Raw genomic sequence first — 6,466 nt, forward strand, 5'->3', positions numbered from 1 at the left:
AGCCCAGAAGGCCCCTCGATTGGCAAAAAGCATAAACTCTATAAAATTTATTGACAATAAGAATTCGGACGATCATCCTTGATATGAGGAAAAATTTTTCCCGGATCAGCTGTCAGCGATCGGGAATTAGATTTAAATTTTTCGAGGATTTGGCCATGACCATCGCGCTTGCCGCTTCTCCCGCATTCGATGCCATCGTTCCGACCGCCAATGGCTACGGGTCGATCACCACGCCGGCGCTGAAGGCGGCCATGCGCAACTTCTCAGGTGGCGTCTCCGTCATCACCGCGGGGATAGGTGAGGAGCGCACCGGCGCTACCGTGACCTCCGCCACAGCACTCGCCGTCGATCCGCCGACCATGATCGTCAACATCAACCGCACGTCCTCCACCTGGCCGGTCATCGAGCGCTACCGGCATTTCTGCGTCAACCTTCTGTCGCGCGAGCAGCAGAGGGTCGCCGAGCGCTTCTCCGGTGTCGACGGCGCCAAGGGTCCGGCCCGCTACGATGGCGCCGAATGGATCCGGCTTGCCAGCGGCGCATCGGCGCTTGCCGGCGCGCTCGCCGCCATCGATTGCGAGGTCGAGGAGATCATCGAGCGCCATAGCCATGCGATCATCCTCGGCCGAGTGGTGGCGATTACGGCCGGGACAGGCGAACCGATCGTCTACCACAACGGCCGCTACGGCGGCGTGCAGTTCTGACGCTGCTTTCCTGCATGGCACAGAGCGCCGCCAGAGATTTCGATTTTGGAAAGCACTCTCTGCAAAGCAGCAAAAAGCGGAATAATTTATCTATATAAAATCCATGCTTTTAATCAACATAGCATCAGGACTTCCCGAGGAAGCCGCAACCCGTTGAGGAGCATACGATGACGATCCGCAGACGCACCCTTCTTGCCGCCAGTGTCGCCCTCTTGGCCGCAAGCCAGTTTTCCCTTCCGGCCCATGCAAACGAAACGACGCTTACCATCGGCTACCAGCCGATCGTCGAACCATCGCGCGTGCCGCAGGCAGACGGAACCTATGAGAAGGTGACCGGCGCCAAGATCACCTGGCAGAAGTTCGACGGTGGCGCCGATGTCATTGCGGCCCTTGCGTCCGGGTCGATCGACATCGGCTATGTCGGATCCTCGCCGCTTGCCGCCGCCGCAAGCCGCCAGATCCCGCTCGAAACCATCTTTGTCGTCGGCCTGATCAGTGACGCCGAGGCACTGGCGGTCAAGGGCATCGACAAGCCGGAAGAGCTTGCCGGCAAGAAGATCGCAACACCTTTCGTCTCGACGGCGCATTACAGCCTGCTCACGGCGTTGAAACACTGGAATGTCGATCCGAAGTCGGTCGAGATCCTCAACCTCAGGCCGCCGGAGATCGCGGCCGCCTGGCAGCGCGGTGATATCGACGGCGCCTATGTCTGGGATCCGGTTCTCTCCGAAATCAAGAAGACCGCAACCGTGCTTGCGACATCGAGCGACGTCGCGAAATGGGGCGGACCGACCTTCGACGCCTGGATCGTCAGCAAAAAGTTTGCCGATGAACATCCTGAAATCGTCACCGGATTCGTCAAGGTGACCGGCGACGCCTATGCCGATTACCGCGCCAAGCCGGAAGCCTGGAGCGCAGGCTCGCCTCAGGCCGAGAAGATCGCACGGCTCACCGGCGCAAAGCCTGAGGAGGTGCCGAACCTGCTCAAGGGCTATTACTTCCCGTCGCTCGAAGAACAGGCGAGTGCCGATCTCCTCGGCGGCGCGACAGTCAAGGCGATCGCCCAGACCTCGGCCTTCCTGCTCGAACAGGGCAAGATCCCGGCAGTCCTTCCCGACTACGCGCCTTACGTTTCCGCCCGCTGGGCGCAGGAAGCGGCAAAGCTCTCGTTCTGACGTTCACTCAATTGCTGCCCGCCCGGATGAAATCTTCGGGCGGGCACACGGCAGTATGCCAGGAGAACAGCATGTCCGTCCTCTCGCTTGAGAATGTCACATTGCGATATGGAGCCGATGCCGGCCGCAACACGCCGGTGCTTGCGTCAATCGATCTGTCGATCGGCCACGACGAATTCGTCGTCGTCATCGGACGCTCCGGTTCCGGCAAGACCAGCCTTCTCAATCTGGCGGCGGGCTTCGTGAAACCGGGCGGCGGGCGTATTCGGCTCGACGGCGCGCCGGTCACCGGCCCCGGCGCAGAGCGCGCCGTCGTGTTTCAGGACGATGCCCTTTATCCGTGGCTGACGGCCCTCGACAATGTCGCCTTTCCCCTGCGCCTGCGCGGTTTTTCCAAGGTGGATCGGCTCGAGCGGGCGCGAACTCTTCTCGACCAGGTGGGGCTCGGCGATGCAGCCGAGCGGCATGTCTGGGAACTGTCGGGCGGCATGCGACAACGTGTCGGCATTGCCCGCGCACTTGCCTCCAGCCCGAAGTTTCTGTTGATGGACGAGCCGCTCGGCGCGCTCGATGCCCTGACCCGAAGCCGCATGCAGGGCTTTCTTCTCGACATCTGGCGACAGAACCGCGTCGGTGCCCTCCTGATCACCCACAGTATAGAGGAGGCGCTGCTGCTCGCAACGCGGGTCATCGTGCTTGCCCCCAACCCCGGCCGGATCACCAGCGAAATCTTCACGACCTTCGGCCGCGATCACCTCGCCGGGACGCCGCTTTCGGAAATCCGCAGCTCAGCCGCTTTTCGCCACCTGCAGGACGAATTGACCGTGCTCATCCATGCCGAAGAAGAAGGAATTGCCGCATGAGCATCTCGGCTGAAGGCCTGCCGCCGATCATGCCGGCGGCGCGCCACGTGGATGAGCAACAGGAACAGAGCGCCGAGCGACCGCCGTTGCCGCTTGTCTGGATTTCGCTCGCGACGATCACCACACTGCTTTTCCTCTGGAGCCTTGCCTCCAGCTATACCCTCGTCTCGCCACTGTTCCTGCCGTCACCGGTCGCCGTCTACCAAGCACTGCGGAGCCTCGCCGTCACCGGCTTTGTCGATGCGACGCTCGCTGAGCACGTCGGCGCCAGCCTGCTGCGGATCTTCGGCGCGCTTGCTGTCGCTCTCGTCGTCGGCGTTCCCGCCGGCCTTGCCATCGGAGCGAGCCGTATCGGCAAGGGCATTCTCGATCCGATCGTCGAGTTCCTGCGGCCGCTGCCGCCGCTTGCTTATCTGCCCCTGGTGATCATCTGGCTCGGCATCGGCGAGGCATCAAAGATCGCGGTGATTGCCCTGGCCATGCTTCCGCCGGTCATCCTTTCTACGGCAACGGGCGTCCGTTCCGCATCGGCCGATCACGTCAACGCGGCGCGATCCTTCGGCGCGTCGCGGCTGCAGGTGCTGCGCCACGTCATCGTGCCGAGCGCCCTGCCCTCGATCCTCACGGGAACCCGCATCGCGCTCGGCGCCGGCTGGTCGACGCTGGTGGCGGCCGAACTTGTCGCCGCAACCCGCGGCCTCGGTTTCATGATCCAGTCCGCAGCCCAGTTCCTCGTGACCGACGTGGTGATCGCCGGCATCGTCGTCATCGCTGCCGTCGCCTTCCTGTTCGAACTGGCGGCACGCCTGATCGAGCGCTGGCTCGTACCCTGGGCAACGCGGCGGTAAGCGGCAAGCGTCAGCCGGTCTTCAGAGTGACCCGGTTCCGGGTGGCGATCAATCGCGCCGCGGCATAGGTCTGCGTGACGATCTCCGGCACGAGATCGATATCCGGCAGGCTGCCAACGCCGAGCGGCCCGATGGCGTAGAGATCGGGCGTCGGATCTCCGCCGGCAAGCACTTCGCCCGCCGGGCTGACGGCAATGCCGAGATCAAGTTCGTCGGGCTCGGCAAGGCCGCCGGAAAAAAGGCTCTGCATCAACGGCGCCTGAAGATCTGGCGCCGAGCAGCGACAATCGATCACCTGATCGGCTGACATCAGCGTCTCCTCGCTTTCACCAGCAAAGCGCACCATCAGTCCTTCCGGACGGCGCCGGCCGGCCCAGCCCTTGCGCAGCACGGTCCGCTCGCTCGCTAACTCCTGCCGAAGACGCAGGTAGAGGGGTGCCGGCAGGCGGTTGCGGTGGCTGTCGTAGATCGAGCGAAGGTGCCTGTTGAAGCGGTGTTTCTCTTCCTCGGGCAGCGCCTGCCACAGCGACCGCGCCCGGCGGCGCAGGCCGTTCATGGCCGCCTGCCAGCCGAGCCCTGCCGCCTCGGCCTCCGCACAGGCCTGCCGGACGAAACGAACGATCTCGCCGAGCCGCGTCGGCATCGGCTCGACGGGAAAGGTCGGCGCTGCCGAGAGGCGGGTATGCGGCTGCGGCAGGAAGCCATGGCGGGAGAGGATGGTGACTTCGCCGGCAAAGCCGTTGTCGCGAAGCTGCAGCAGGCGGTCGACCACCCGAACCCCACTGCCGAGCAGCACCGTGTGGCGCGGCACGACGAGACGGCGCGCGCGTACCAACGGCTTTTCCTCTTCAGCGACTTCCATCTCACCGCGACGCAGACCAAATCCGGTCGCCAGCACGACGGCATCGCATTCCACCGTCGCGTTCTCCTGCATCACCAGAAAGCGCCCATTGGCCTGCTTGCGTAGACCAAGCACCGCCTGACAGGAGAGCTGCATCGAAATATCCGGCCGGCGCGTCAGCGCCTCGGAGAAGCGCTGATAGACATAATCGCTGAAGATGCTCTTCGGCACGAAGATCTGCTGGAACCCGGGAATGGCCGCCGGCACGGCGGCGCGAAACTCGGCATTGGCCGAGAGCCAGTCGTTGAAGTCTTCCGGCTGACCGGCGGCCACTGAAAGATCACGAACACGACTGTTGAGGATTTCACCGCTCTGGGCGGTGGCCAACACCTGGCCGCCACTGATCGTCGGTTGCGGGTCGAAGAGATGGACGTGAAAGGCGGCCCGCACGGACTTCATCAGGGCGATAGCCATCATCACGCCGGAAAAACCGCGGCCGACGATGGCGATATGCGGCTTGCCCCTGGGGGCCCCTTCCGTCGGAGACGTCTTGGCAAACAATCCATGGACAGTCATGTGCACTCTCCTATGGCCGGCCTCGCCGGCAAAGTTTGAAATGCATGGCTGTTTCGGTCCTCAACGCAGACACCGACCGAATTGTAAGGCTATCGGCAACCACCCGCAGGGTCGCGTGAAGATATCGTCCGCCGCATCGATGGTCGAGCCCGTATGTCCTATCCCGGCTGGCCTGGCACCTTGGCACATGCGCATCCCTAGACGGTATACTCTATAAACTTTGTGCGCTATTAGAGCGTGAAACGGCGCGGACATCAAGGGCCCCGTGTGGCAAGGCCGCTCGAAGCGGTCTTCGGCGTCACACTCTGGGGCGGTCAGGCCACGCCGTTTGGCAAGGGCAACCGCTCCGAAAACTCGCCCGGTTGGCCGCGAGTGGTCTCGCGGCGCGAAATGCCGTTCAATACCCTGAGCAGGTCATAACCATGCGACCAGCGGCCATAGCCACTGGCGATGTTGATATGGCCGGCATGGCCGAGATCGATGAGGCGACTGCCCCAGCGGGTCGAAAAATGGCGCAGGCGGTCGAAGGGCATATAGGGGTCGTTCAGGCTTCCAACGACAAGGCTCGAAAAAGGCAACGGCAGGTCCGGCATCGATCCGAAGTCGATGGCGCCCGGATGAAGCCGATCGGTCGGACCGAGATCGCACGGTGCGACGAGCAAGGCGCTGCGCACCTGCCGGGCGAGCGGGCGCCGCACCAGATTGGCGACCAGAAGACAGCCGAGGCTGTGTGCCACGAGGTCAACGGTACCATGCCGGAAGATTTCGTGTTCGAGCCTGTCGCGCCAGAGATCGAGCCTTGGTCGGTCCCAGTCGTCCTGTTCGACGAGGACGGCGTGCGGATTGTCATTCAGCCAATGGCGCTGCCAATGGCCGCTGTTCGATCCGAGCAACCCGGGAATGATGAGCGTTGTTGCCATGACATCAACCGCTTACGAGAATGTTTCAAAGTGACGGCCGCGCATTCTGCCGCGCCCGGTTCATGGCTCGATTATGGAAGAGCGAAATGCAGCGCGTAAGCAAGGAACATTCAATATCTATAAATTCTATAGCATAACTTTTCAGTCGCCTCGTTCACGCACCATCATTTTAGATGTCAGGCATGGAACAATCTTGGGAGCAGAGTGTTTCTATTGACGCGGTTAGAAGCGAAATCAGTTTCTCTTACGGCCGCCGAAGCGTCAAAAATTTGCGTTGTTGGAGCCCATGAAATTGGTAGTTTGGCGCCGAAAGATACCGGCGCTCAAACAAGCCGGCCAACCGGCGGTTTGAAGATCGGTTTGGATGAGGGGATAGCGCAGCCGCTCGCGGCTGCGGGGCCAAGAGGTGACCGAAAGGTGACGGAGCGACGCAATGGGAACCGGTGGCGATTTCGCCAGCCGAGTGTTTTGCCTGGATTTGGTTTGTCGCTCGGGATCACGCTGAGCTGGCTGGTTCTGATCGTGTTGATCCCGTTGTC

General features: G+C 62.4%; 6 protein-coding genes and 1 pseudogene. 5 read left to right on the plus strand and 2 right to left on the minus strand.

Annotated features, from left to right (window positions below; translation table 11 throughout):
• Positions 1-155 precede the first annotated feature (155 nt).
• The 4 genes from M2267_RS24025 (at position 156) to M2267_RS24040 (ending at position 3,590) form a co-directional block, all read left to right on the plus strand.
• On the plus strand, positions 156-704 hold the full coding sequence (locus M2267_RS24025; protein ID WP_082006172.1) for a flavin reductase family protein: 549 nt from the start codon (positions 156-158) through the stop codon (positions 702-704).
• Between the two features lie 167 nt (positions 705-871).
• A complete protein-coding gene (gene tauA, locus M2267_RS24030; RefSeq protein WP_429117768.1) occupies positions 872-1,879 on the plus strand; it encodes a taurine ABC transporter substrate-binding protein in 1,008 nt (335 codons plus the stop codon).
• 71 nt (positions 1,880-1,950) lie between these two features.
• A complete protein-coding gene (locus M2267_RS24035) occupies positions 1,951-2,742 on the plus strand; it encodes a taurine ABC transporter ATP-binding protein (protein ID WP_429117771.1) in 792 nt (263 codons plus the stop codon).
• On the plus strand, positions 2,739-3,590 hold the full coding sequence (locus M2267_RS24040; RefSeq protein ID WP_429117774.1) for an ABC transporter permease subunit: 852 nt from the start codon (positions 2,739-2,741) through the stop codon (positions 3,588-3,590). Before M2267_RS24035 ends, M2267_RS24040 begins: the two co-directional genes overlap by 4 nt.
• A 10-nt stretch (positions 3,591-3,600) precedes the next feature.
• Here M2267_RS24040 and M2267_RS24045 read toward each other — a convergent pair whose 3' ends face one another.
• Both M2267_RS24045 and M2267_RS24050 read right to left on the minus strand, forming a co-directional pair.
• Entirely contained in the window at positions 3,601-5,007 is a 1,407-nt protein-coding gene (locus M2267_RS24045) for an FAD/NAD(P)-binding protein (protein WP_429117775.1), read from the minus strand.
• Between the two features lie 314 nt (positions 5,008-5,321).
• Complete coding sequence (locus tag M2267_RS24050; protein ID WP_429117777.1) at positions 5,322-5,927, minus strand: RBBP9/YdeN family alpha/beta hydrolase; 606 nt, start codon at positions 5,925-5,927, stop codon at positions 5,322-5,324.
• Positions 5,928-6,131: 204 nt separating this feature from the next.
• Between M2267_RS24050 and M2267_RS24055 the strand changes: the two are divergent.
• Positions 6,132-6,466, plus strand: a pseudogene (locus tag M2267_RS24055) (hypothetical protein); the annotation flags it as partial.

It is taken from the genome of Ensifer sp. KUDG1, assembly GCF_050434285.1.
Classification (GTDB): Bacteria; Pseudomonadota; Alphaproteobacteria; order Rhizobiales; family Rhizobiaceae; genus Ensifer.